Below are 26,756 nucleotides of genomic sequence, written 5' to 3' on the forward strand. Positions count from 1 at the left end.
GCATCAGTGGTCCATCGCACTCAAGATCGCATGGGCCACTTTCACCCGTTCGGCGTTCGGGTAGTTCTTGTTCGCCAGGATCACCACGCCCAACCCCTTGCTCGGCACATACGCCACATAAGCGCCAAAGCCGTTGGTGGAGCCGGTTTTGTTCACCAGGGTATCGGCGTGGGGCGCCTGTGGTGGCGTGCGCCAGTTGACCTTGTGCGGTGTCATGGCCATGGGTGTGGAGTTTCCGTCGATCAAGGCGTCGAGTGTGATCGGGTAGGGGTACATTTCCCAGCCCAGGCCCTGGGTCATGCCGTCAACGCTGTAGTAGCCCGTGTGGGTGGTGGCGATCGCTTGCTGGAGGGTTTTGTCCAGGCGTGCCGGGTGCATATTCACCTCAACGTAGTGCAGCAGGTCGGCGGCGCTGGTCTTGATGCCGTAGGCCTCGCTGTCCAGGGCGCCGGGGCCGACGCGCACGGGCTTGCCGTCTTTGCCATAGCCTTGGGCGTACAGGTTCATCTGGCTTTTCGGCACGCTCAGGTAGGTGTGCTTGAGCCCGAGCTTGGGCAGCAGGGTGTGCTCCATCAACCGGTCGAACGGCTGCTTCAGGCTCTGCGCCGCCAGGTAGCCGAACAGGCCCAGGCTGGGGTTGGAATACAGGCGTTGGGTGCCGGGGGCGAAGTCGGGTTTCCACTGTTGGAAGTAGCCGATCATGCGTGGGTTATCGTCGGTATCCGCCGGGAACTGCAGGGGCAGGCCGCCGGCGGTGTAGGTGCCGAGGTTGAGCACGCTGATGTGATCGAACTTACCGCCGCGCAGTGCCGGCAGGTATTGACTGGCCGGGGCCGAGAGTTTGAGTCGGCCGCTGGCTACGGCATACCCGGCCAGGGTCGCGGTGAAGGTTTTGCTCACCGAGCCGATTTCGAACAAGGTGTGTTCGCTGACGGGCTGCTGGGCGTCTGTGGAGGCGACGCCGTAGTTGAAGTAGCGCGCCTTGCCGTCCTGAACCACGCCGACGACGAGACCGGCAATGGCTTGCTGCTGCATCAACGGTTTGACGCTGGCGTCGACCACTGTGCGCAAGTCGGTGGCGGCCAGGCAGTTGCCGGCGGCGAGAAGGGCCGCGAGGGCGCAGGCACTGCGCGCGCTACACCGTAATGAGTGGGGCATGAAGACACTTCCTTGAGCATGTTCGACTGGCTGAAGAGCCGGCGCGGATGAAGTCAATCCGACCGCTCCAGGCAATGGGGTCAGACGAGGTATTTACGGAACCACCCCAGCGTGCGCTCCCACGCCAGATTCGCCGCCGCCTCGTCATAACGCGGTGTCGAGTCATTATGGAAACCGTGGTTGGTGCCCTTGTAGATATAGGCCTCATAGTGGGTGCCGGCGGCTTTCAAGGCTTTTTCATAGGCGGGCCAGCCTTCGTTGATCCGCGTATCCAGTTCAGCGTAATGCAGCATGATCGGCGCCTTGATCTTCGGCACGTCCTTGGCCTCGGGTTGGCGCCCGTAGAACGACACCGCCGCGCCCAGTTCCGGGTAGGCCACCGCCGCTGCGTTGGTCACGCCGCCGCCATAGCAAAAGCCGGTGATGCCGACCTTGCCGGTGCTGCTGTCGTGGTGTATCAGCCATTCGATGGCGGCGAAGAAGTCGTTCATCAGCTTGGTCGGGTCGACGGTCTGTTGCAGCGCGACGCCTTTTTCATCGTTGCCGGGATAGCCGCCGACGGAGCTCAGGCCATCCGGCGCCAAAGCGATGAACCCGGCTTTGGCCAGGCGCCGGGCGACGTCTTCGATATAGGGGTTCAGGCCGCGGTTTTCATGCACCACCACCACCGCCGGCAACTTGCCGGCGGCTTTGGCCGGGCGCACCAGGTAGCCGCGTACCGTGCCGTTGCCCTTGGGCGACGGGTAGGTGATGTAGTCGGCGACGATAGCCGGGTCGGTGAATTTCACCTGTTCGGCCAGGGCATAGTTGGGGCTCAGGGCCGCCAGCAGGGCCGAGGCGGTGAGGCCGCCAAAAGTGAACAGCGCGGCGCGGTCGAGAAACTCACGGCGGTTGAGCGTGCCGTGGGCGTAGCCGTCGTAGAGTTCCAGCAGTTCGGGGGCAAAGTCTTTCGCGGTGAGACGAGTCATCGGATCGGTCCTCGATTAGCGGTGGCAATCACTGTAGACCAGGATCAGCCTTCGCGACCGTGGGCGGCCGCCGCCAGTTGGCCGGTGTCCACGCGCACGAATACCGAGTCGCCGATCGCCGTGAGCACATCGCCAGCGTAAACCTCGCAGACCACCCGGCTTTTGCGTCCGACTTCGCCCTCGACCCGTGCGCGCAATGTCAGTGTCACGCCCATGGGCGTCGGCTTGATGAATTTGATCCCCAGGTGGCCGGTGACGCAGTCGATACGCGGCAGGCTCCCGGGTTCGCGCTGTTCGGCGCGGTAGTGGTAGGCCATGGCGGCCCAGTTGGAGTGGCAGTCCACCAGCATGGCGATCAGGCCACCGTAGACCAGGTCGGGCCAGCCGCTGTATTTGGCGTCTGGCAGATGCTCGGCGATCAGGTGCACGCCGTCGCTGTCCCAGCGGCTTTTGATGTGCAGGCCATGGGGGTTGCTGCCACCGCAGCCGTAGCAGATGCCTTCCGGTGCGGTGGTGTCTTGTAGAGAGGGGGTGTGCATGCAGCGTCCTTATTGTTTTGCGGGCGACTGCTCTGTTTATCAGGACGTGGGCCGGATGGGAACCACTCGACTGAAACGCTTGGCGCCGGCCACGCAGCCGATGACGGCGAGCGTCACCAGCAGCATGCCCAGGCTGACCTGCTCATGCAGCAACCCCGCCGCCAACGCGAGGCCGAAAAACGGTTGCAGCAACTGCAACTGACCGACCGCGGCGATGCCACCCAGGGCCAGCCCGCGGTACCAGAACACAAAGCCGATCAGCATGCTGAACAGCGACACATAACCCAGGCTCAGCCAGGCCGGCAGGCTGATGCCGGTGAACCGCGGTGGTGCCAGGATCAGGCTCAACACCGCCGTCACCGGTAGCGCCACCATCAAGGCCCAGCAGATCACCTGCCAACCGCCGAGGCTGCGCGATAGCGTGGCGCCCTCGGCGTAGCCCAGCCCGCACACCAATACCGCCAACAGCATCAGCACATCGCCGGCGGGCGCGGCGCTCAGGCCCTGGGCCACGGCATAGCCCATCACCAGCGCGCTGCCCAGGATCGAAAACAGCCAGAACACCGGACGCGGTCGCTCACCGCCGCGCAGTACGCCAAACACCGCTGTGGCCAGGGGCAGCAGGCCGATGAACACGATGGAATGCGCGGACGTCACGTATTGCAGGGCCAGCGCGGTAAGCAGGGGAAAGCCGATCACCACGCCGAGGGATACGATCGCCAGGGCCACCCATTGGCGGCCGGCGGGGCGCTGGGCCTTGAAGCACCCCAACAGGAGCAATCCCACCAGCGCGGCGAGGGTGGCACGCAGCATGGTGAGGAACACCGGGTCGAACTCCATCACCGCCAGGCGCGTCGCCGGCAAGGAGCCGCTGAAGATCACCACGCCGATAAAGCCGTTGATCCAGCCTTGGGTGCTGATGTTCGGGGGATTGAGCGCTGAGGTACGTTCCATGAGGGGAGCCCGGATGAAGGAGAGGTTGCGTGACGGGCATCCTAGGGACCAGGATGAAGACAATCAAAAAATTGTCATGGATACATCGCCGATGCCACGCGCTCGCTACAAATCCCTGGTCGATACCTTTGCCGACGACATCCGCAGCGGCAGACTGGCGCCCGGTACGCGCCTGCCCACCCATCGCCAACTGGCGGCCGACCAGGGCCTGGCGCTGGTCACCGCCAGCCGGGTGTATGCCGAACTGGAGGCCATGGGCCTGGTCAGCGGGGAAACCGGCCGGGGCACGTTCGTCCGCGAAATCGCGTTGCCGCCGGGGCAGGGCAGCGGGCAGATGAACGTCGCGGCGGGCATGCTCGATCTGAATTTCAACTACCCGTCGTTGCCGGGTCAGGCGGAACTGCTGCGCACGGCGTTGCGCCAGTTGGCGCTGTCCGGCGATCTGGAGGCGTTGCTGCGTTACCAGCCCCACGCCGGCCGCCTGCATGAACGTGCGGCGATGGCGGGCCATCTGCTCAACCGAGGGCTGAGCGTGGAAGCCGGGCAGGTGCTGCTGGTCAGCGGTGCCCAGCACGGTTTGGCGGTGACCCTGATGGCGCGGCTCAAGCCCGGCGATGTGATCGCCGTCGACGCACTGACGTATTCGGGGTTCAAAGTGCTGGCGGAGACCCTGCACCTGGAAATGCTCGCGATACCAGTCACCGCCAGCGGCCCCGATCTTGATGCGTTGCAAGACCTGTGTCGCAAGCGCCCGGTGCAGGCGGTGTACTGCATGCCGACGTTGCATAACCCCTTGGGTTGGGTCATGGAGTTGGCGCAGCGCGAGCAACTGGTGGCGATCGCCCGTCAGCACGATCTGATGATCATCGAGGATGCGGCCTATGCGTTTCTCGCCGACCACCCGCCGCCGCCGTTGGCGACATTGGCGCCGGAACGCACGGTGTATGTGGGCGGGTTGTCCAAGAGCGTCGCCACCGGTTTGCGCGTGGGCTTTATCGCCGCGCCGCTCGCATGGGTGAAGGGATTGGAGCGCACCGTCATGGCCACTATCTGGAACGTGCCGGGGGTCATGAGTGCCATTGCGGTCGCGTGGATCGAGGACGGCACGGTGGCGCAATTGGAAGCGCAAAAGCGCGAGGACGCGCGGGCGCGGCAAGCCGTGGCGGCTCAGGTGTTCAAGGGGCTGGCGTACATCAGCCATCCTTCCTCGTATTTCTTGTGGTTGCCCCTGGGCGAAGATGCCCGCGCCGACCAGATCGCCATGGCGCTGCAGCGCGAGCACATTTCGGTGTCCACCGCCGAGCCATTCGCCGTCTCGGCCCATGTCCCCCATGCGCTGCGCCTGGCCTTGGGGTCGGTGGAGATGGTGGCGCTACGGGACGCGTTGACGACCGTGCGCAAGACGGTGGTGTGGTGAGGGGACAAGCCCCCTCGCCGTCGTTGCGGTGTTAGCGCGGTGTCAGTGCCGGTGTACGCGGTGGAATCAGGCGTTTGCTGCCGGTGGCTTCGTACGCCGAGGCCAGGCGCAGCAGCGTCGAGTCGTCATAGGCGCGGCCGGCGAACGTCAGCCCCACCGGCATGCCGATATCCGCCATCACACCCATGGGCACGGTGACGGTGGGCACGCCCAGGTGGCGAATGGCAAGGTTGCCGTTGGCCACCCACACGCCGTTGCTCCAGGCGATATCCGCGCTGGTTTCGTTCACGTCGGCATCCGCCGGGCCCACATCGGCCATCGTCGGGAACAGCACCGCGTCGAGCCCCAGCGTATCCATCCAGTCTTCCAGATCGATCCGGCGGGTCTGTTCCAGACCACGCAGGCCGTCGGGGACGGTGCTGATCTCGTTCCATGCCTTGATGCCGCGCTGGGCCATGCGCACGTATTCGTCCATGCCGGCGGCCAGATCGTCTTCACGGTTGGGCAGGGTGCCGGGGTCATGGGGGAAGATCTTGGGGCCGTCCACATCCGCCAGGCGGTTCAGGGTCGGATCGTTGTTGGCGCGCAGGAAATCGTCAAAGGCCCAGGCCGACAGTTCCCACAATTCATCGTGGAGGAACTCCTTGGACACCAGGCCGCGGGTAAACACGGTCGGCGCGCCGGGGCGGTCGCCTTCACAGTTGGACACCAGCGGGAAATCCACTTCGACGACTTCAGCCCCGGCGGCTTCAAGCGCCTGGCGTGCGGCTTGCCACAGGTCGATCACGCTGGCGCGGGTGTGGATCTTCTGCCCGGTCGGGCCGCCGATGCCGGGCTTTTCGCTGGTGCCGGCGTCCGGGTCGGCGTTGATGTACATGCGCGGTATGCCAAGGCGCTTGCCGGCGAGGGCGGCCGGTGTGGCAGCCAGTTCAGCGTAGGACGCCGGGCGCACCGAGGCGACGCTGGGGATCGGTACCCAGGGTTGCAGGCGCCACAGGTCGCCGCGGGTGTCCGGGTCGTCGGCGACCACCACGTCGAGGATTTCCAGCAGGTCGGCCATGGTGCGCGCGTACGGCACCACCACGTCCATGGTCGGGGTCAACGGCCAGTTGCCACGTACCGAAATCACCCCACGGGACGGGGTGTAGGCGCACAAGCCATTGTTGGACGCCGGGCCTCGGCCGCTGGACCAGGTTTCTTCCGCCACGCCGAACGCGCAGAAGCTCGCGGCGGTAGCGGTGCCGGCACCGTTGGACGAGCCGGAGGCGAACGGTGCGGTCAGGTAGTCGGCGTTATACGGGCTTTCTGCCCGGCCATACACGCCACGCTGCATGCCGCCATTGGCCATCGGCGGCATATTGGTCTTGCCCAGGCAGATCGCACCACCGGCCCGCAACCGTTCGATGGTGAAGGCATCGCGCTGGGCGACAAGCCGGGCAAACGCCGGGCTGCCCGACGCCGCTGTCAGCCCTTTGACCAGGTAACTGTCTTTGGCGGTATAGGGAATGCCATCCAGTGGCCCCAAGGTTTCGCCCCTGGCCCGGCGCGCATCGGACGCCTCGGCTTCTTGCAAGGCTTCGGGGTTGCGCACCACCACGGCGTTCAAGGCCGTGGCGGTCTGCGGACCGTCATAGGCATCGATACGTGCCAGGTAAGCCTGGACCAGCTCAACGGCCGTGGTCCGGCCGGATTCAAGCGCCGCGCGCAATTGGGCAATGGAGACTTCGGTAACTTGCATGACGTTTTCTTCGCCGCCTTCAGTTGGGTGTGTGGCCGCAGTCTACGGAGAGATATTTCACAAAACCAGCGGCGCATATTCCGCATACGCGGTCCGCATCGTCTGCCAGGTGGCGTGTGTCCGGACCGATGCCGGCCCGAACGCTAGCTATATGAGCCAGCCCCCGTTCGATCCACCAACCGAATGCTGTCGCGCCCACCTCGCTTGGATTCATACAGCGTGGTATCGCCTTGCTCGATCAATACGGCCAGGCTGGACGGCGGTTGGTCGAACAGGTTGGCGCCGATGCTCAGGGTGACCGATTGCGGCGTGGCGAAGGTCTGCGCGGCCAGTTGCTGGAACTGCTCGCGCAGGCTGCTGCCCAGTTCGACGATCTGTTGGGTCGAGGCCGGGTTGAGCAGGATCACGAATTCATCGCCGCCCAACCGCGCCGCCAGCGCGCCCTGGGGCACCACGCCACGGATCATTTCGCTCAAGGCGATCAGCAGGCGGTCGCCGGCGGTGTGGCCGTGAAGGTCGTTGACCGACTTGAAGTTGTCGATGTCGATCAGCAGCAACGCGCCCGGTTGCGTCGGCGACACCTGGGCCAGCAGACGCGGGGCCCGCAGGTCGAGGGCGCGGCGGTTGTACAGGGCGGTGAGTGGGTCGCGGGCGGCGAGGCGGGCGATCTGTTGTTCGCGGCGGTAGCGTTCGGAGCCGGTCATGGACAAGGCAATCAGCATGATCGCCATGGCGCCTTCCACCAGGGATATCTGAATGATTTCACCCTTGAACGCGGCCAGGTCGATCAAAGTGCCGGGGATCAGCACCGACAGCGCCTTGGCCACATAGAACGAGCCGTGGATCAGCAGCACATAACGCAGTTGCACCGCGCCGACGCTCAACGATTTGCCATGGGGCCGCAGCAGCAAACTGGCGTGCAAGGTCGGCAAGGCCACCAGCAGTGACTGCACGCCCAGCATGGCCTTGGACCAGGGCAGATCGGCCGGCAGCATCAGCATGCCGAGCCAGACCAGCAGCATCAGTAGCCACAGCGGCGACAGGCGCACCTGGGTGAACCGCGCCACGCCAAGCAAAAACAGAAAGTGCGCGGTCACCAGCAAGCCGTTGGCGAACCAGATGCCGATCATCAGAAAGCCACTGCTGCGCAGCAGGGCCAGGGTCGATCCGAGGGTGATGGTGGCGAAACCGGCGCTCCAGAACAGCAGCGACGGTTCGCGCACGCTGCGCCATTCAATCGCCAGGTACAGGGCTGCAGCGGCGGCCAGGGCCACCGAGAGGGCCAGAATCGTAGGAGGGTCGAGCGTCATGTCGTGCCGGGGCTGCCTGGGGGTGCGTTTGAACCGGATTGTAAGCGCACACCCAGGTTTTTCAGAACAGAAAGCTGAACGGCACACCGCCACCCGATGAATCGACCGATCAGACGCCTTTGGTGGACGGCAGCAGGATCGTCAGGATGCCCACCAGCGGCAGGAACGAGCACAGCTTATAGACGTACTCGATGCCATGGTTATCGGCGAGCAGCCCGAGCAGGGCGGCGCCGATGCCGCTGAAGCCGAACATCAGGCCAAAGAACACCCCGGCGATCATGCCCACGTTGCCCGGCACCAGTTCCTGGGCGAACACCACGATGGCCGAGAACGCCGAGGCCAGGATAAAGCCGATCACCACGCTTAGGACGGCGGTCCAGAACAGATCGACGTAGGGCAGGGCGAGGGTGAACGGCGCGGCGCCGAGGATCGAGAACCAGATGACTTTCTTGCGCCCGATCCGGTCGCCGATCGGCCCGCCGAAAAAGGTGCCCGCGGCCACGGCGCCAAGGAACAGGAACAGATACAGCTGGGAACTGGCCACCGACAGGTTGAATTTTTCGATCAGGTAGAAGGTGAAGTAGCTGGTCAGGCTGGACATGTAGAAGTATTTGGAGAACACCAGGATCGCCAGCACCACCAGGGCAAAGGTCACGCGGCCCTTGGACAAGCCGTGGGTGGCCTGGCTGCCTTGCTTGAGCTTGAACAGGTTGAGGTGGTTGCGGTACCAGCGGCTCAACCCGTAGAGCACCAGGATCGCGAACACCGCAAACAGCCCGAACCAGGCCACATGGCGCTGGCCATAGGGGATGATGATCGCCGCTGCCAGCAATGGGCCCAGAGCGCTGCCGGTGTTGCCGCCGACCTGGAAGGTCGATTGCGCCAAGCCATAGCGCCCGCCGGACGCCAGGCGCGCCACGCGGGACGTTTCCGGGTGGAAGGTCGACGAGCCCACGCCCACCAGGCCCGACGCCAGCAGGATCGCCGGGAAGTTGCCGACGAACGCCAGCATCAGGATGCCGACCAGCGTGCACACCATTCCCGCTGGCAGCAGCCACGGCTTGGGGTGGCGATCGGTGTGGTAGCCGATCCACGGCTGCAGTAGCGAGGCGGTCAATTGGAAGGTCAGGGTGATCAGGCCAACCTGGGTGAAGGTCAGTCCGTAATCGGCTTTGAGCATCGGGTAGATCGACGGCAGCACGGCTTGGATCAGGTCATTGACCAGGTGCGCCAGGGCGCAGGCGCCGAGGACGCGCATGACCAACGGGCTTGTGTGAGGCGGGCTGGCGGTTGAGGCCGGTGTGGCGGTCAGGGTTGTCATGGGAGTGGTCCATACAAGGCAGTGAATAGAGGCAGCCAGTGCTTGAGCCGGCTGCCCGTTTCAAATCGTTTCGGCGTTTATGCTAGATTCGCCAAAAATGCCTGTCTCGCGTAATTCGGGAGGCAACTCTCGCAAAAAGGGCGAAATGATCACGTCACTGGATAAATTTCTGCAGGAGATCGATGAGGGCGAGTGGGCCGTCATCAGTTCGGCCACCGACTACCCGGAAAACTGGGTGATCCCCGCGCACAGCCACGAGAAGCATCAACTGCTCTATGCCACCGAAGGCGTGATGGTGGTGCATTCGGCGCAGAACCAGTGGACGGTGCCGCCCCATCGCGGCTTCTGGATGCCCAGCGGGCACGTGCATTCCCTGCGCTGCGTGGGGGCGCTGAAAATGCGCAGTGTATTTGTCCGCCCTGACAGTTTCCCCAACCTGCCGGCCCAGACCAAGGCGGTGAGCATTTCACCGCTGCTCAGCGAGCTGATCAAGGCCTCGGTCAGCTTGAAGCCACCGTACGCCGAGGATTCGCGGGAGGCGCGGATCATGCACCTGATCCTCGACGAACTCGCCCTGTTGCCGGCCTTGCCGTTGTCCCTGCCGCAGCCCGCCGACACCCGCATCCGGCGGATCTGCCAGGCCCTGCAAGACGAGCCGGGCGATGCCTCCACCGTGGCCGACTGGAGCGAGCGCCTGGCCCTGGACCAGAAAACCATCCAGCGCCTGTTCCGCAAGGACACCGGCATGACCTTCGGCCAATGGCGCCAGCAGGCGCGGCTGTTGCTGGCCCTGGAGCGCATGGCGATGGGCGAGAAAATCATCGATGTGGCACTGGCGCTGGGCTATGACAGCCCGAGTGCTTTTACCAGCATGTTCAAGAAGCAGTTCGGCAAGACGCCGAGTCATTTTTTTGGTAGCGCCGGGTTTGCCGGAGCCTAGCCCAGCAAATTGTCGAAGGCATCGCTATCCAGTGGCCGGCTGAGAAAGAAGCCCTGGCCCTCGCCGCAGGCGACCGACTTGAGCATGGCCAACTGGTCGGCCGTTTCGATGCCTTCGGCGGTCACCGTCAGCGCCAGGGCGTGGCCCAGACCGACAATGGCCTGGATGATTGTTTTGTCATTCTCGCTGTCTTCCAACCGGCTGAGGAAGCTGCGGTCGATCTTCAACCCATCGAACGGAAACGCGCGCAGGTAGCTCAGGGAGGAATAACCGGTACCGAAATCATCCATGGCGATACGGATACCCAGGTCTTTGAGCGTGTGCATGATGTCGAGCGCGCTGACGGTGTCTTCGAGCATCACGCTCTCGGTGATTTCCAGTTCCAGTCGCGCCGGGTCGATACCCGAGGCCTGCAGCGCATGGTTTACGCGGGCCACCAGGTTGCCGCGCTTGAACTCGCTGGGCGACAGGTTTACCGACACAAACAACGCGGCCGGCCAACGGGCGGCGCAGGTGCAGGCGCTTTTGAGCACCCAGTCGCTCAGCGCCAGGATCAGCCCCGACTCCTCGGCAATCGGGATGAAGGTATCCGGTGAAATCAGGCCGCGCACCGGGTGTTGCCAGCGCACCAGCGCTTCGGCGCCCACCATCTGCCCGTCGGCGATGCGGTAGCGCGGTTGGAAGTACAGGCGCAATTCCCCATGCTTGATGCCGTACCGCAGGTCGCTCTCCAGGCGGCGGCGCTCGATGATTCGCGTATTCATTTCGCCGGAATAAAAACGCCAGGTGTTGCGCCCGGCGGCCTTGGCTTCGTACAGCGCAATGTCGGCGTAGCGCAGCAGCTCGGCGGCCTCGCGGGCATCGTTGGGCGCCAGGGCAATGCCAATGCTGGCGCTGACAAACACTTCCTGGTCGTCGATTCCGATCGCGTGTTCGATGGACTCGATCAAGCGCTTGCACAGCGCCTCGACGTCGTCCTGGGTGTCGGCGTCGTTGATGATCAACACAAACTCATCGCCGCCGACGCGGGCCACCAGATCACCATGACGCACGCAGTCGGCCAGGCGGTTGGCCACTTCATTGAGGACCCGATCGCCCGCCGCATGGCCGAGCAAATCATTCACTGGTTTGAACCGATCGAGGTCCAGGGTCAGCATCACCAAGGGGTGTTCCATCGTCGGCGATGTCTTGAGTTTGCCCTCCAGAAAGGCCCGTAAGCGTGTGCGATTGGCCAGCCCGGTCAGCGCATCATGCTGGGACAGGAACTCGATACGCCGACGGGCTTCGACTTCTTCGGTGACGTCGGTGGCCGTGCCGCGAAATCCGCCACAGGGCATTTCCCGCGCGCAAAGACGTGTGGTGCGTTCCTGGCCCTGGGCGTCGATGTAGCGACATTGGATGCTGGCATCCGGGCGTCGCCCCGGTGTACCCAGCCACTGTGAAAGCAGGCCGGCTTCAGTGTCCAGCAGGTCGCCCATCGCCGCGCCGATCCAGGTCTTCCGGGCCAGGCCGGTGACGTTTTCAAAGCGTTCCGACAAATAGATGAAGCGCCAATCGGTGTCGATTTCCCAGACCCAGTCCGAACTGGCTTCCACCACATCGCGAAAGCGCGCTTCGCTGGTGGCCAGGGCCTTCTGGCTGTCTTGCAACGAGGTGTGGGTGGTATCGAGCGCGAGGGCATCCGCGCTGGTTCGCCGCAGAATCAGCCCGGCCATCAGGTACACCAGCAACGCGGCCAGGCCCAGCAGGGGCAGGCCGACACTCATCAGCCGCAAGCCCGGCCGTTCGGGCTGCCAACGCAGGCTGCCGGCAGTGCCGTGGTCGCCGAGGGCGAACAGCCGGGTCTTGCCGATTTCATCGGGCGTGGCGATGTGCAGGTGACTCACGCCAAAGTCGTTACCGATTTCGCTGATCTTTTTGCTGTCAAGTCTGTCAATGAAGAACAACACCGACGCCGGCCGGCCATCGCTCAAGACGCTTGGGTCGCTGCCGGGTGTTATTGCCGCCGCCGCCACCAGCACGGGGCTGCCGTCCACGTTCATAAAGGTGGTGACCGGCGTTTCGGTCTCGGCACCGGCGCGTGCCTGTGCCAGCAGTGCGTCGATGGGCTGACCAAGCCAGTCGGGGAGCCCGGTCGGCTGCAGTTTGCCGTCGATCACTGCATAGACCGTACGATCGAGGTCGTTGACGACGAACACGCCCTGAAAGCCGAAATCCTTATACAAGATAGGCCCCAAATTTTTACGTGCGTAGGCCCAATCCGTATCCACCTTGATGTGCAGGTGTTTGTAGGCATCGCTCCAGAACGCGTAATCCTTGAGGGTCAGGCGCAGGGATTTTTCCAGCGATTGCATGGCTTTCTGGGTGTAGAAGGCGTTTTCAAGCTCTTCGTTGCGGTCCAGGTCGTGGGCCAGGTAAACCAGCGAGTAGGCGGCGGCTGCAAAGACGCAGGTGAGCAGGATCACGCACTGCAACAGCGACGTGCGCGCCAGCGACAGGCTGGAGCGATGGGGGGCAGGGCTGACGGTCGGTGCGAGAGTGTTCGGCATGGTTCCTCGCAGGGCATCGCTGCAAGTCGAGTAGATGCCATGCTATCGGCAGCGATCGGGAAAACTGAGTACCGGGCGAAGGGGGTGTTGTGGGTGACACTGGCGATCAATACCGAGACGTTGAGGCACTGGCCAGCGCGCTTAGCTCAGGTGCTTGGCAAACATCGCCGGCAGGGTCGAGCCGAAATGCCATTATCGGGTTATGCGCGCATGTCATCCTACAACGCAGCCTGTCTGATGATTTTCCAAACTGCATAACATCCGAGTAAACCCGCAATATTTCAGATTGACAGCCGATAGGCAGCCCGATATAAAAGTCGAAGTTGTACGACGACATATGACATTGCATGTGTCCTACCTAACAAAAATAAAAAGTGATGCCATGAATCTTAACGAGCCCATCCGTGCCCATCGTGTTGGCCAGGCGGTCGGCAACTACCGCTGGACCATCTGCGCGATGCTGTTTTTCGCCACCACCGTCAACTACCTCGATCGCCAGGTGCTCAGCCTGCTGGCGCCGCAGCTGTCGACGCAATTTGGCTGGAGCAACAGCGATTACGCGAACATCGCGGCGGTGTTCCAGTTTGTGTATGCGATTTCCATGCTGTTCGCCGGGCGCTTTGTCGACCGGATCGGCACCAAGGCCGCCTACGGGGTGGCGATCGCCATCTGGTCCACCGGCGCCATCATGCATGCGTTTGCGGTGCCGATGGGCGCGGGCATTGCGGCGGTCAGCGGGGCGATCGGGCTGGCGGTAATTCCCGTCTCCATCGCGGGTTTCATGCTGTCCCGCGCGGTGCTGGCGATTGGCGAGGCGGGAAACTTCCCGATTGCGATCAAGGCCACCGCCGAGTATTTCCCCAAGAAAGAACGCTCCCTGGCCACCGGCATTTTCAACTCCGGGGCCAACGTGGGGGCGATCCTGGCGCCGATCTGCGTACCGTTGATCGCCGGTCTGTGGGGCTGGGAAGCGGCCTTTATGGTGATCGGCATGCTCGGCTTCGTGTGGGTGGCGGTGTGGGCGGCGGTGTACGAGCGGCCCGAGCAGCAAAAACGCCTGTCGGCCGACGAGCTGGCGTATATCCGCAGCGACCAGACGGTGCAGCCGTTCGCGCCAGTGCCGGCGGGCACGGTTGACAAGAAAGTCTCGTGGTTCAAGTTGCTCACCTATCGCCAGACCTGGGCCTTTGCCTTCGGCAAGTTCATGACCGACGGCGTGTGGTGGTTCTTCTTGTTCTGGCTGCCCACTTACCTGTCGGCGCAATACGGCATGAAAGGCGCCGATATCGTGATGCCGCTGGCGGTGCTGTACAGCATGACCATGGTCGGCAGCATCGGCGGCGGCTGGTTCCCCAGCTACTTCATGGCGCGCGGCGATGCCCCGTATGACGGGCGCATGAAAGCCATGCTGGTGATTGCCCTGTTCCCGCTGGTGGTGTTACTGGCGCAACCGCTGGGCTACATCAGTTTCTGGGTGCCGGTGCTGCTGATCGGCGTGGGCGCCTCGGCGCATCAGGCATGGTCGTGCAACATCTTCACCACGGTGTCCGACATGTTCCCGCAGAAAACCGTGGCCTCGGTGGTCGGTATCGGTGGCATGGCCGGCGGCCTCGGTGGTGTGGTGATGACCAAGATCGGCGGTTGGGTGTTCGACTACTACAAATCCATCAATGATATTCACACCGGTTACATGATCATGTTCGCGATCTGTGCCCTGGCCTATCTGGTGGCCTGGAGCGTGATGAAGACGCTGGTGCCGCGCCACAAGGAAATCACTGATCTGTAAACGGCACGGGGCTTGGGGCGTCCAAGCCCGTTTCCTACAGATCGCGGGCCCACGTTTCGCTGACCAGTTCCTTGCCGAAACTGACCGTGGGCTCGGCTTCAACCAAGGCGAAACCGGCCTTCTGGTAGAGCTTGCGCGCATCGGTCAACGCGCTCATGGTCCACAGCATCATGTGCTGGTAGCCGGCATGGCGGGCAAAGCGCAGGCATTCGTCCACCAGGCGCTGGCCGATCCCCAGGCCCCTGGCGCTGGCGTCGACATACAGCATGCGCAGCTTGGCGGTGCGGTCGTCATGGCGCACGACAAACACTGAGCCCACCACTTCGCCCGCCTTCTCGGCGATCCAGCAGCGCTCGCGCGTCGGGTCGAATTCACGCAGGTACTTGGCGACGATCTCCGCCACCAGCGCCTCGAACTCCCAGTTCCACTGGTATTCACGCGCATACAGCGCCGCTTGCTGCTGCACCACCAACCCCATGTCGCCCGGTTGCGGATCACGCAGCAGGTAACTGGGCGCGGTGCCTTGCAGCAGGGCCTGGATGCGTTGCATCGCGTCGGTGAGTTGGCGCTGCTGGGGTTCGGGCAGGCTTTCGAGCAGGGCGATGACTTCGTCCTGGGTTTGCTGCTCCAGCGGCGCCAGCACGGCGCGGCCACGGTCGCTGAGGTGCAGTTGCACGGCGCGCGCATCGGTGGCGCTGCGGACTTTCTGGATCAGCGCGTTTTTTTCCAGGCCAGCGGTCAGCCGGCTGAGGTAGCCGGCGTCCAGGCTGAGCATCTGGCACAGGTCGGCGGCGGTCAGGTCGCCACGCGACGACAGCTCGTACAGCACGCGGATTTCAGTCAGGGAATAGTCGCTGTGCAGCAGGTGTTCCTGCAGCACGCCGATCTGGTGGGTGTAGAAACGGTTGAAGCCGCGCACGATGCCGGCGCGCTCGACAAGCAGGGGGGTCGACATGGCGGACGCTCGAATGGTTGCCTGAGGCAACAATATTGTTGCTTCAGGCAAGCATGTCAAATCCGTTGATCAGGTGTGTCGCGGTTGCGCCCACCGTCGCAGTCGTCAGGACTTGAACCGCCCCACCAAGCCATTCAATTCATCCGATAACGTCGACAACCGCCCTGAATCGTCCTGGGCCGAGTTGGCCAGGCTTTCCACCAGGCGGGCCTCGTCGTAGATCTGCTGGATATGCCGGTTGATCTCTTCGGCCACGCTGTGTTGTTCCTCGGCGGCGGCGGAGATCTGCAGGTTCTGGTCGCGGATCTCATTGACCGATAACTGGATGCCCTCGAAGCTGTCCCGCGCGCTTTCGATGGACGACACGCTGGCCCGTGACAGGTCCAGGCAACTGCCCATCTTTTGTGTGACTTCCTGGGTCTTGTTCTCCAGGGTGCCGAGCAGTTGCTCGATCTCGCCGGTGGAGTCTGAGGTGCGCTTGGCCAGAGCGCGCACCTCATCGGCGACCACGGCGAAACCGCGGCCCTGGTCGCCGGCGCGGGCGGCTTCGATGGCGGCGTTGAGCGCCAGCAGGTTGGTCTGCTCGGCAATCGCGCGGATGGTGCCGAGGATCTGGTTGATGCTGCGGCTGCCGGCTTCCAGCTCGACCATGGCCTGGGACGACTCGGTCAAACGACGGCCCAGGCGATTGACGTTGTCGGTGGTGACTTCGATCTGCTGCTTGCCCTCGGCCACACGGCGATGTCCGTTCTCGGCGGACTCCGCCGCACCGCTGCAGGAACGTGCGACTTCGTTGGCGGTGGCGACCATCTCATTGAACGCGGTAGACACCAGTTCCACTGCCTCGCGCTGGCGTCCGGCGGCTTCGTTCATGTTGTGCGCCACCTCGCTGTTGACCTTCGACGCGTTGTGCAAATTGGCCGAGGCCGCGCCGATATGCTGGATCAGTTGGCGGATGGCCGCGAGAAACTGGTTGAACCAGCCGGCCAGTTCGGCGGTTTCGTCCTTGCCCTGCACTTGCAGTTCATGGCGCAGGTCGCCTTCGCCCTGGGCAATCGACTGCAAGCCGCTGCTGACCTGGCCGATGGGCTTGACGATGACCTTGGAAAACGCCGCCGCGACCAGCCCGAAGATCGCCACCAGTACGCCGACGATCAGCGCGGTCAGGTAGGTCATGCGCGTGGCTTCGGCCATCACTTCACGCTGTTCGATCAGCCCGATGTAACGCCAGCCCAGGCCGGGGGAGGTCCACACGTTGGCCATGTAGCGCACGCCGTCGATCACCACCTCGGTGGAACCCTGGGGCGTGTCGGCCAGGTGCGCATAGGGCGCGCCCAAGTCCTTGAGCGGCTTGAAGCTGTGGGCGGCATCGCGCGGGTCCACCAGCACCACGCCGTCTTCGATCAGCATCACGTAGCCGCTTTCGCCGAGCTTGATGCTCTTGACCAGTTCGGTCAGGTTCTTCAGCGAGACGCTGACCACGAACACGCCCTTGGGCTTACCGCGGGTATCCAGCAAGGCCCGCGCGGTGCCCACCAGGGCCACGTCGTCCTTGTCGTAATAGTAAGCCGGGGTGCGCACGGTCTTGCCGGGGCTGGCCAGCGCCGCTTTGTACCAGGGGCGTGCGCGTGGGTCGTATTTGGCCAGTTGCGGGTCATCCGGCCATTTGACGTAGGTGCCGTCCTCCAGGCCAATGGACAGGATCGCCGCCGCCGGGTGGGTGGCGCCAAAGCGGGCGAAGCGGTCGATGATCGCTTGCGCGGCCGCCGGCATCGGCTGGCTGGCCGCGTCGGCAGGCTGGTAGTTCTTCAGCGTGTTGATCGACGTGTATACAGGATCGGTGGCCATTTGATCGACGTTTTGCTGTGTGCCGTCGAAGAACTGGCGGATGTTGCCATCGATCTGGCGGATTTCCCGGGTGCTGCCGTCGATGAACTGATCGACCGCCTGGGTCCGTGTGTTCATCACGGAAATCACGGCCACCAGGCTAACGGGGATAAACGCGACCGAGACAAACGCCAGTACAAGCTTATTTTTTATTTTCATCGAGACGACCATCAGCGTGGAGGGCGGCCAAATCGCCGCGGACCGGAATCGAGGGCTCGGCGATTTGCTATCACTGCTGTTTCGGCTTGTCTTCGGCAAATCTTTAGGGTTTTTTGTACACAATACAAAGTGCTGATTGTTCTGTATCCAATCAATACACATCACGCAGATAACGCTTCTGTTCGCTCAACTGGCGCCAGTACTCGGTGGCGTCGTCCACGCCAAGCCCGCCGTGGCTTTGCGCGACCTGACGCAGGGCCTGGTCGACGTCCTTGGCCATATGGCTGGCATCGCCGCAGATGTACACCTTCGCGCCGTCCTGCAACCAGCGCCACAGTTCGGCGCCCTGTTCGCGGATGCGGTCCTGCACGTAGACCTTCTGCGCCTGGTCGCGGGAAAACGCCAGGCTCAGGTGGGTGAGCAGGCCGTCGCGCTGCATGCCTTGCAGTTCGTCCTGGTAATAGAAGTCGCTGGCGGCGTGTTGTTCGCCAAAGAACAGCCAGTTGCGCCCGGCATGCCCCAGGGCCCGGCGCTCCTGCAGAAACGCGCGGAATGGCGCCACGCCGGTGCCGGGGCCGATCATGATCATTGGCTGCGTGCCGTCGGCGGGCGTGCGGAAGTGCTTGGACGGCTGCACGAACACCGGTACTTCGCCGTCGCTGGCGCGGTCGGCGAGGAAGGTCGACGACACGCCCTTGCGCTTGCCATAGCGCACGGCAGCCACGGTGAGATGGACTTCATGGGGGCAGGCCTTGGCACTGGAAGCGATCGAATACAGGCGCGGTTGCAGGCGCTTGAGGGTGCCGAGCAGGTCGTCCGCCGAGCACTCGATAGGGTACGCCTGAAGGATATCGGCCAGTTGCCGGCCCCACAGCCAGTCCTGGAGTTCGGCTTTGCGCTCGGGTTCGAGCAACTGCTTAAGGCCGGGATTGGCACTGCGCTCGGCGATAAACCCCAGGGTGTCGCTGCTGGGCCGGGCGATTTCGAAATGCTGGGTCAGTGCCTGTTGCAGTGGCATATCACCGAAAGTGTCGATGTTCACCGAGGTATTGGCGTCCAGGCGGACCAGGTCGAGCAGTTCGTCGACCAGTTCAGGGCAGTTGCGCGGTCGCACGCCGAGGGCATCGCCGGCCTCGTAGCTCAGCCCCGATTCGGCCAGGTCCAGGGCGAATTGGCGGGTTTCCTTGTGCCGGCTTTGCGGGTTCAAGTGCCGATTGAGCAGCAGCCGTGAGGCATGCAGCTTGGTTTTGCCAGCGGGGGTGGCGGGCGAGGCGGGTATGACGGGTTTGGCCGGGTTGAGGCTGTGCAGGAACTGCGTCAGCCACGCATCGGCGCGCGCTTCGAATTCGGTGTCGCAGTCGACGCGCTCCAGCAGGCGGGTGGCGCCCAGTTCAAGCAGGCGTTGGTCGAGTCGCTTGCCGTGCCGGCAGAACTGGTCGTAATTCGGATCGCCCAGGGCCAGCACGGCGAAGCGCAGTGAGTCCAGGCGCATCTCGGCGGTGCTGAGGCTGTGCCAGAAACCTTCGCCGTTGTCCGGTGGGTCGCCGTCGCCGAAGGTGCTGCTGATCAGCGCCAGGTTTTGCGTGTGCGCCAGTTGGCTGGCGGGGAAGTCCGCCATGGCGCTCAGGTGCACCGCCATGCCTGCTTCACGCAGGCGCTGGGCGAAACGCTCGGCCAGGGCTTCGGCGTTGCCGGTTTGCGAGGCCCATAGCAGGGTGACGGTCGGCGCGGACGGCGCGGTGGTCGCCGGGCTGTTGAACAAGCCGCCGAGCAGACCGTCCAGCCACAAGCGTGCATCCTGGGTCAGCGGTGCATTTGCCGGCATGCTCGGCACGCCGATGGCCTGGCGTGCGGCGCTCGCTTGCAGGCCATTGAGGAACCCGGCGAGGTAGGTGCGTTCGTGGTCGCTCAGGGGCGGCGGCGACAGGTGGCGGATGCCGGCGAGGTCGGCGAAGGCGTCGAGGCGCGACAAGGTGAGGTCCTCTGCTAAGGGGGAAGCATCGTTGGCCGCAGGGGTGGGCACGTCGAGGAACTGATGGTCGATCAACTCGACGCGCGTCAGGGTCACGGCGCAGAACTTGAATGCGGGCTGCAGCGAAATCGGGTCGACCGCGTCATGGGTCACGGCGTTGATCGCCAGGTGTTGGCCGAACACATCGTTCCAATGAAACGGCGCAAAGCAGTTGCCGGGACGTACCCGGTCGGTGACCACGGCGGGCAGCACCGCATGACCGCGCGGCGAGCGGATCTGCACCGCGTCTTTGTCCTTGATGCCCAGGCGGGCGGCGTCTTCGGGGTGCAGTTCGACGAACGGCCCTGGGTTGAGTTTGTTCAGGGTGGCGACCTTGCCGGTCTTGGTCAGGGTGTGCCACTGGTGCTGCACGCGGCCGGTGTTCAATACGAAGGGAAACGCCGCGTCGGGCATTTCCGCTGGCGGCATATGCGGGCGCGGCAGGAACTGGCCTTTGCCGCTGTCGGTGGGGAAGGTGAGTGTGTCGCCCTGGCGGTAGCGGATCGGGTTGCGGTCCGCCGCGTCGACGGATGCGCAGGGCCATTGCAGCGGTTGTTCGCGCAGGCGCGAGTGGCTGGCGCCGCGGATGTCGTAGCCGGTCTGGGGGTTCCAGGCGCGTTTGATCTCCTCGAACACCTCGGCGGCGCACGTATAGGTGAAGGCCTCGGCAAAGCCCATGGCGCAGGCGACCCGGGCGATGATCTGCCAGTCGGGCAAGCTCTCGCCGGGCGGTTCGACGGCTTTTTGCATCAGCGTCAGGTTGCGCTCGGAGTTGATCATCACGCCTTCGGCCTCGGCCCACAGCGCGCCGGGCAACAGGATGTCGGCGTAGCGGTTGGTCTCGGTGTCGAGGAAGGCGTCCTGGGTGATCACCAGTTCGGCGGCTTGCAGGGCGTCGATGACCGTGCGGCGATTGGGCACGCTGGCCACCGGGTTGGTGCAGATGATCCAGCAGGCCTTGATCTGCCCGGCGGCCATCTGCTCGAACATCGCCACGGTGCCGTCGCCGGCCTGGCGCGGCAGGCTGCCATCGGGGAGGTGCCAGAGGTCTTCGATAAAGGCGCGGTCGGCCTCCACCAGCAGCGAGCGTTGCCCCGGCAGGCCCGGGCCCATGTAGCCCATTTCGCGCCCGCCCATGGCGTTGGGCTGGCCGGTGAGGGAAAACGGCCCGCTGCCGGGGCGGCAGATGGCGCCGGTGGCCAGGTGCAGGTTGCACAGCGCGTTGGTGTTCCAGGTGCCATGGGTGCTCTGGTTGAGGCCCATGGTCCAGCAACTCATCCATTCGGCGGCGTGGCCGATCCAGTCGGCGGCCTGGCGGATATCCGCTTCGGCCAGGCCCGTAAGTTCGGCGACGCGCTGGGGCGGGTAGTCCTCGAGAAAGTCCGGCATGGCGTCCCAGCCCTGGGTAAAGGCGGCAATGAACGCTGGGTCGGTGTGACCGTTTTTCACCAGCAGGTGCAGCAGGCCATTGAGCAGGGCCAGGTCGGTGCCCGGCAAAATCTGCAGGAACAGATTGGCCTTGTCCGCGGTGGCGCTGCGCCGGGGATCGACCACGATCAGCTTCGCGCCGGCCTTGACCCGATCCATCATGCGCAGGAACAGGATCGGGTGACAGTCGGCCATGTTCGCGCCGATCACGAAGAACAGGTCGGCGCGGTCGAAGTCCTCATAGGAGCCCGGCGGCCCGTCGGCGCCCAGGGACAGCTTGTAGCCGCTGCCGGCGCTGGCCATGCACAGGCGCGAGTTGGATTCGATGTGGGGCGTGCGCACAAAGCCCTTGGCCAGTTTGTTGACCAGGTATTGGGCCTCCAGCGACATCTGCCCGGAGACATAGAAGGCCACGGCATCCGGGCCGTCGCGGTCAATGATGTGGCGCAGGCGCTTGGCGGTGTCGCGGATCGCCTGGTCCATGGCGATACGCACCGGGTCGTGGTCGCGCTTTTCGCGCACATAGGCATTTTCCATGCGCCCGGACTCGGCGATGGCTTGCCCGCAGGTGGTGCCTTTGGTGCACAGGCGGCCGAAGTTGGTGGGGTGGGCCTTGTCGCCGATCACCTTGACCACTGTGTTGTGCTCGACCTGCATGACGATGCCGCAGCCCACGCCACAATAAGGACACACACTGCGTACGCTTTGGTTTGCCATTCCTAACCCCCGAACTTTTTTACCCGCCAACAAAAAAGCGCCCTGCAACCCTCCGTTGGAAACGGGGATTGCACGGCGCCTTTGTCGTGAATGGGCAATCAGCGTTGACTGCTCTTGTGGTGTTCCTAGCAAGTCACGCGCCAGCTTCCCATCCCCCTCTGTAGACGCGAGCTCGCTCGCGAAAATCGCCAACGACAATGCGGTCTTCCTGGGGCTATGCGGCGTCTTTGGGGTTTTCGCGGGCGAGCTCGCTCCTACAGCGGGTGTGCGCGTTTATGAGGCGGGGCGCACCAGTTGGAGGCGTGATTGGCGCGCTTCAAACGGCCGCAAGCCGCTGCCGTGGGCCTGACGGCGGGTTGGCACAGAGCCTGCAAGCTCATCTGCAACCCACCTCGGTCAACGACGATCGACAGGCCATAAAAGGTCATGGGCAATAGCGGTGGATCCGGCGAAGTCGCCCGATCCGACCCCGCATAAGAACAGGCAAAGACGCCTGGAACCGCAAGGTTTCAGGCGTTTTTTTTTGCTTTTTTCAACCGTGATGAGCTGTGTCGGGTGCTTGATATGAATTCCACTATCGCCAGTAGCAAAGACAAGAAAACCTTGATCGTCGTCGGCAATGGCATGGTCGGCCACCATTGCGTGGAGCAACTGATTGCGCGTGGTGCGCTGGATCACTACCGGCTGCATGTGTTCAGCGAGGAGCCGATGCGTGCCTATGACCGTGTGCATCTGTCTGAATACTTCACTGGCCGCGATGCCGAGTCGCTGGCGCTGTCCGATGCGGCGCTGTACCACACGCCGGGCGTGACCTTGCACCTGGGAGTGCCGGTGCTGGAGATCGACCGCGAGCGTTGCGAGGTGATCACCGCCCAAGGCTGCGTCGCGTATGACAAGCTGGTGCTGGCCACCGGTTCGTACCCGTTCGTACCGCCCATCGACGGCGCCGAAGGCGATTCGCGGCTGGTCTATCGCACCTTGCAGGACCTCGACGCGATTCGCGCCGCAGCGGCCAATGCCCGGCGCGGTGTGGTGGTCGGCGGTGGCCTGCTCGGCCTGGAAGCTGCCAACGCCCTGAAAAGCCTGGGTCTGGAGGCTCATGTGGTGGAATTCGCGCCGCGCCTGATGCCGGTGCAACTGGATGATTTTGGCGGCCTGGCGCTCAAGGCGCAGATCGAACGCCTCGGCGTCGGCGTGCACCTGTCGCGCGCCACGCAGTCGATCAGCGCGGGCGAGCAGTACCGCTACCGCATGAATTTCGCCAACGACGAGTTCCTCGAAACCGACCTGATCGTGTTCTCCGCCGGGATCCGCGCCCAGGACGCCCTGGCCCGCCAGGCCGGCCTGGAGATCGGCCCGCGCGGCGGCGTGGTGATCAACGACGAATGCCGGAGCGTCGACCCGCACATCTACGCGATCGGCGAGTGCGCGTCCTGGAACGGCAGCCTGTTCGGCCTGGTCGCGCCGGGTTACCAGATGGCCCGCGGCGTCGCTGCGCTGTTGTGCGAACAGACCGCCGAACCTTTTGTCGGCGCCGACATGTCCACCAAGCTCAAGCTGCTGGGCGTGGACGTGGGCTCCATCGGCGATGCCCATGCCCACACGCCGGGCGCGCGCAGCTACCAGTTCATCGACGAGGCCACGGCCAGCTATCGCCGCCTGGTGGTGGACGCCAGCGGCAAGCACGTGATCGGCGCGGTGTTGGTGGGCGATAACAGCTACTACGACACCTTGCTGCAGTACCTGCAAAACCGTATCGCGCTGCCGTCGGAACCGGCCAGCCTGATCCTGCCATCGTCCAGCGGCGCGCCGACCCTGGGCCCTGGCGCCTTGCCCGAATCGGCCACCGTCTGCTCATGCCACAACGTGACCAAGGGCGCGATCTGCTCGGCCATCGACGGCGGTTGCAGCGACCTCGGCGGGCTCAAGAGCCAGACCAAGGCCTGCACCGGTTGCGGCGGCTGCGCCGGCTTGCTCAAGCAGGTGTTCGAGCACGAACTGGTGGCCCGTGGCGTCAGCGTCGACAAAAGCCTGTGCGAACACTTCGCCTACACCCGTCAGGAACTGTATGCGCTGGTCCGCGTGGAAGGGCTGAGCAGCTTCGAAGAACTGTTGGCCAAACATGGCCGTGGCCACATCGGGTGCGACGTGTGCAAACCGGCGGTGGGCTCGATCCTGGCGTCGTGCTGGAACCAGCCGATCATGGATGCGTCCCTGGTGCCGTTGCAGGACACCAACGACACCTTCATGGCCAACATGCAGAAAAACGGCACCTACTCGGTGGTGCCGCGTATTCCCGGCGGCGAGATCACGGCCGACAAGCTCATCGTGATCGGCGAAGTGGCGAAGAAATACGAGCTCTACACCAAGATCACCGGCGGCCAGCGCATCGACCTGTTTGGCGCGCAGTTGCACGAGCTGCCGGACATCTGGGCCGAGCTGATCGCGGCCGGCTTCGAGACCGGGCATGCCTACGGCAAATCCACGCGCACGGTGAAGTCCTGCGTGGGCAGCACCTGGTGCCGCTACGGCGTGCAGGACAGCGTGAAAATGGCGCTGCTGATCGAGGACCGCTACAAGGGCCTGCGCTCGCCGCACAAGCTCAAGTTCGCGGTGTCCGGCTGCACCCGCGAGTGCGCCGAGGCCCAGAGCAAGGACGTCGGCGTGATCGCCACCGAGAAGGGCTGGAACCTCTACATCGCCGGCAATGGCGGCATGCGTCCGCGCCATGCGGAGCTGTTCGCCACCGACCTGGATGACGCCACGCTGATCCAGTACATCGACCGCTTCCTGATGTTCTACATCCGCACCGCCGACAAGCTGCAACGCACCTCGGTGTGGCGCGAAAGCCTGGAAGGCGGCCTGGATTTCCTCAAGGACGTGATCCTGCACGACAGCCTGGGCCTGGGCGCCGAGCTTGAAGCGCAGATGCAATTGATCGTCGATCGCTACGAATGCGAATGGGCCAACGCCCTCAAGGACCCGGAAAAACTCAAGCGTTTCCGCACCTTCGTCAACGACAAACGCCCCGACCCGGACATCCATTTTGTCCAGGAACGCGGCCAGCGCCGGCCGATCATGGCCGCCGAACTCAACCTGATAGCCGTCACCGAGGAGATTGCCTGATGAGCCAGTCCAACACTCAACGAAACCTCGCTCTCTGGAAAAGCGTGTGCAACGAGCGCGACCTGGTGCGCAACTCCGGCGTGGTGGTGTGGGTCGACGGCGCGCAAGTGGCGCTGTTTTACCTGCCCAGCGCGCAGGAGCAGACGCTGTACGCCATCGACAATCACGACCCGGAGTCCGGCGCGAATGTGATCGGGCGTGGCCTGGTCGCCAGTATCAAGGGTGAGTTGGTGGTGGCGGCGCCGATCTACAAGCAGCATTACCGGCTGGAGGATGGCCAATGCCTGGAGGCACCGCATCAGCGCCTGCGGGTGTGGCCGGTGCGGTTGAAGGGGGGGGTGGTGGAGTTGGCAATGGACTGAATAGGGGAAGAGGCTGATGTGGGGCTTGCTCCCGATGGCGGTGGATCAGTCGAGATTGTTGGTGACTGACACTGTGCAATCGGGAGCAAGCCCCCTCCCACATTTGGCTTGGGCAGGCTTTGGGTTTTGGGTCTGTATGCCGAAATTCCGGTAATGGCTTACCTGGCGACCTTAGTGAAGGTGAACCGGTCCGGTGCGATTCACCGAGGTCCAGTGTGGGAGGGGGCGTGCTCCCGATGGCGGTGGATCAGTCGAGATTGTTGGTGACTGACACTGTGCAATCGGGAGCAAGCCCCCTCCCACATTTGGCTTGGGCAGGCTTTGGGTTTTGGGTCTGTATGCCGAAATTCCGGTAATGGCTTACCTGGCGACCTTAGTGAAGGTGAACCGGTCCGGTGCGATTCACCGAGGTCCAGTGTGGGAGGGGGCTTGCTCCCGATGGCGGTGGATCAGTCGAGATTGCTGGTGACTGACACTGTGCAATCGGGAGCAAGCCCCCTCCCACATTTGGCTTGGGCAGGCTTTGGGTTTTGGGTCTGTATGCCGAAATTCCGGTAATGGCTTACCTGGCGACCTTAGTGAAGGTGAACCAGTCCGGTGCGATTCACCGAGGTCCAGTGTGGGAGGGGGCGTGCTCCCGATGGCGGTGGATCAGTCGAGATTGTTGGTGACTGACACTGTGCAATCGGGAGCAAGCCCCCTCCCACATTTGGCTTGGGCAGGCTTTGGGTTTTGGGTCTGTATGCCGAAATTCCGGTAATGGCTTACCTGGCGACCTTAGTGAAGGTGAACCAGTCCGGTGCGATTCACCGAGGTCCAGTGTGGGAGGGGGCGTGCTCCCGATGGCGGTGGATCAGTCGAGATTGCTGGTGACTGACACTCCGCTATCGGGAGCAAGCCCCCTCCCACATTTGGCCTTGGCAGGCTTTGGGTTTTGGGTCTGTATGCCGAAATTCCGGTAATGGCTTACCTGGCGACCTTAGTGAAGGTGAACCGGTCCGGTGCGATTCACCGAGGTCCAGTGTGGGAGGGGGCTTGCTCCCGATGGCGGTGGATCAGTCGAGATTGCTGGTGACTGACACTGTGCAATCGGGAGCAAGCCCCTCCACATTTGGCTTGGGCAGGCTTTGGGTTTTGGGTCTGTATGCCGAAATTCCGGTAATGGCTTACCTGGCGACCTTAGTGAAGGTGAACCAGTCCGGTGCGATTCACCGAGGTCCAGTGTGGGAGGGGCTTGCTCCCGATGGCGGTGGATCAGTCGAGATTGCTGGTGACTGACACTGTGCAATCGGGAGCAAGCCCCCTCCCACATTTGGCTTGGGCAGGCTTTGGGTTTTGGGTCTGTATGCCGAAATTCCGGTAATGGCTTACCTGGCGACCTTAGTGAAGGTGAACCAGTCCGGTGCGATTCACCGAGGTCCAGTGTGGGAG

16 protein-coding genes and 1 pseudogene are annotated in these 26,756 nt (G+C 63.7%); 5 read left to right on the forward strand and 12 right to left on the reverse strand.

What is annotated here, in order from left to right; all coding sequences use genetic code 11:
* Window positions 1-3: 3 nt before the first annotated feature.
* The 4 genes from ampC to ACLH0J_RS17370 all read right to left on the reverse strand — a co-directional run bounded on the left by ampC (window position 4) and on the right by ACLH0J_RS17370 (window position 3,619).
* The gene (gene ampC / locus ACLH0J_RS17355; protein WP_411388289.1) at window positions 4-1,158 is read right to left on the reverse strand and encodes a class C beta-lactamase; all 1,155 of its coding nucleotides are present in this window, start codon (window positions 1,156-1,158) and stop codon (window positions 4-6) included.
* An 80-nt stretch (window positions 1,159-1,238) separates the two neighbouring features.
* Entirely contained in the window at window positions 1,239-2,126 is an 888-nt protein-coding gene (yghX, locus tag ACLH0J_RS17360) for a YghX family hydrolase (RefSeq protein WP_411388290.1), read from the reverse strand.
* Between the two features lie 44 nt (window positions 2,127-2,170).
* Window positions 2,171-2,665, reverse strand: coding sequence for a PaaI family thioesterase (locus ACLH0J_RS17365; RefSeq protein ID WP_411388291.1), 495 nt, complete (start codon window positions 2,663-2,665; stop codon window positions 2,171-2,173).
* A gap of 39 nt (window positions 2,666-2,704) precedes the next feature.
* Window positions 2,705-3,619, reverse strand: coding sequence for a DMT family transporter (locus ACLH0J_RS17370; RefSeq protein WP_411388292.1), 915 nt, complete (start codon window positions 3,617-3,619; stop codon window positions 2,705-2,707).
* Between the two features lie 91 nt (window positions 3,620-3,710).
* Between ACLH0J_RS17370 and ACLH0J_RS17375 the strand changes: the two genes are divergently transcribed.
* Window positions 3,711-5,036 (forward strand): PLP-dependent aminotransferase family protein, encoded by a 1,326-nt coding sequence (locus ACLH0J_RS17375; RefSeq protein WP_411388293.1) that lies wholly within the window; start codon window positions 3,711-3,713, stop codon window positions 5,034-5,036.
* A gap of 31 nt (window positions 5,037-5,067) precedes the next feature.
* Here ACLH0J_RS17375 and ACLH0J_RS17380 read toward each other — a convergent pair whose 3' ends face one another.
* The 3 genes from ACLH0J_RS17380 to ACLH0J_RS17390 form a co-directional block, all read right to left on the reverse strand.
* On the reverse strand, window positions 5,068-6,774 hold the full coding sequence (locus tag ACLH0J_RS17380; protein ID WP_411388294.1) for an amidase: 1,707 nt from the start codon (window positions 6,772-6,774) through the stop codon (window positions 5,068-5,070).
* Between the two features lie 143 nt (window positions 6,775-6,917).
* Window positions 6,918-8,084, reverse strand: coding sequence for a GGDEF domain-containing protein (locus tag ACLH0J_RS17385; RefSeq protein ID WP_411388295.1), 1,167 nt, complete (start codon window positions 8,082-8,084; stop codon window positions 6,918-6,920).
* Window positions 8,085-8,193: 109 nt separating this feature from the next.
* Complete coding sequence (locus ACLH0J_RS17390) at window positions 8,194-9,405, reverse strand: MFS transporter (protein WP_411388296.1); 1,212 nt, start codon at window positions 9,403-9,405, stop codon at window positions 8,194-8,196.
* A gap of 97 nt (window positions 9,406-9,502) precedes the next feature.
* Between ACLH0J_RS17390 and ACLH0J_RS17395 the strand changes: the two genes are divergently transcribed.
* A complete protein-coding gene (locus ACLH0J_RS17395) occupies window positions 9,503-10,345 on the forward strand; it encodes an AraC family transcriptional regulator (RefSeq protein ID WP_411388297.1) in 843 nt (280 codons plus the stop codon).
* Here ACLH0J_RS17395 and ACLH0J_RS17400 read toward each other — a convergent pair.
* Window positions 10,342-12,894, reverse strand: coding sequence for an EAL domain-containing protein (locus tag ACLH0J_RS17400; protein WP_411388298.1), 2,553 nt, complete (start codon window positions 12,892-12,894; stop codon window positions 10,342-10,344). The genes ACLH0J_RS17395 and ACLH0J_RS17400 overlap by 4 nt on opposite strands.
* A gap of 382 nt (window positions 12,895-13,276) precedes the next feature.
* Between ACLH0J_RS17400 and ACLH0J_RS17405 the strand changes: the two genes are divergently transcribed.
* Complete coding sequence (locus ACLH0J_RS17405) at window positions 13,277-14,680, forward strand: MFS transporter (RefSeq protein WP_411388299.1); 1,404 nt, start codon at window positions 13,277-13,279, stop codon at window positions 14,678-14,680.
* A gap of 34 nt (window positions 14,681-14,714) precedes the next feature.
* Here the strand turns inward: ACLH0J_RS17405 and ACLH0J_RS17410 are convergent, their stop codons facing one another.
* The 4 genes and pseudogenes from ACLH0J_RS17410 to ACLH0J_RS17425 form a co-directional block, all read right to left on the reverse strand.
* The gene (locus ACLH0J_RS17410; protein ID WP_411388300.1) at window positions 14,715-15,635 is read right to left on the reverse strand and encodes a GNAT family N-acetyltransferase; all 921 of its coding nucleotides are present in this window, start codon (window positions 15,633-15,635) and stop codon (window positions 14,715-14,717) included.
* Window positions 15,636-15,740: 105 nt separating this feature from the next.
* Complete coding sequence (locus ACLH0J_RS17415) at window positions 15,741-16,508, reverse strand: methyl-accepting chemotaxis protein (protein WP_411392849.1); 768 nt, start codon at window positions 16,506-16,508, stop codon at window positions 15,741-15,743.
* 87 nt (window positions 16,509-16,595) lie between these two features.
* Window positions 16,596-17,843 (reverse strand): annotated as a pseudogene (locus ACLH0J_RS17420) (cache domain-containing protein); the annotation flags it as partial.
* The gene (locus ACLH0J_RS17425; protein WP_411388301.1) at window positions 17,833-21,837 is read right to left on the reverse strand and encodes a molybdopterin-dependent oxidoreductase; all 4,005 of its coding nucleotides are present in this window, start codon (window positions 21,835-21,837) and stop codon (window positions 17,833-17,835) included. The pseudogene ACLH0J_RS17420 and the gene ACLH0J_RS17425, both read right to left, overlap by 11 nt.
* Window positions 21,838-22,401: 564 nt before the next feature.
* Here ACLH0J_RS17425 and nirB point away from each other — a divergent pair.
* Both nirB and nirD read left to right on the forward strand, forming a co-directional pair.
* Window positions 22,402-24,963 (forward strand): nitrite reductase large subunit NirB, encoded by a 2,562-nt coding sequence (nirB, locus tag ACLH0J_RS17430; protein ID WP_411388302.1) that lies wholly within the window; start codon window positions 22,402-22,404, stop codon window positions 24,961-24,963.
* Complete coding sequence (gene nirD, locus ACLH0J_RS17435) at window positions 24,963-25,325, forward strand: nitrite reductase small subunit NirD (protein ID WP_411388303.1); 363 nt, start codon at window positions 24,963-24,965, stop codon at window positions 25,323-25,325. Before nirB ends, nirD begins: the two co-directional genes overlap by 1 nt.
* Window positions 25,326-26,756 lie beyond the last annotated feature (1,431 nt).

The organism is Pseudomonas sp. MPB23 (assembly GCF_046605395.1).
In the GTDB taxonomy this organism is placed as follows: domain Bacteria; phylum Pseudomonadota; class Gammaproteobacteria; order Pseudomonadales; family Pseudomonadaceae; genus Aquipseudomonas.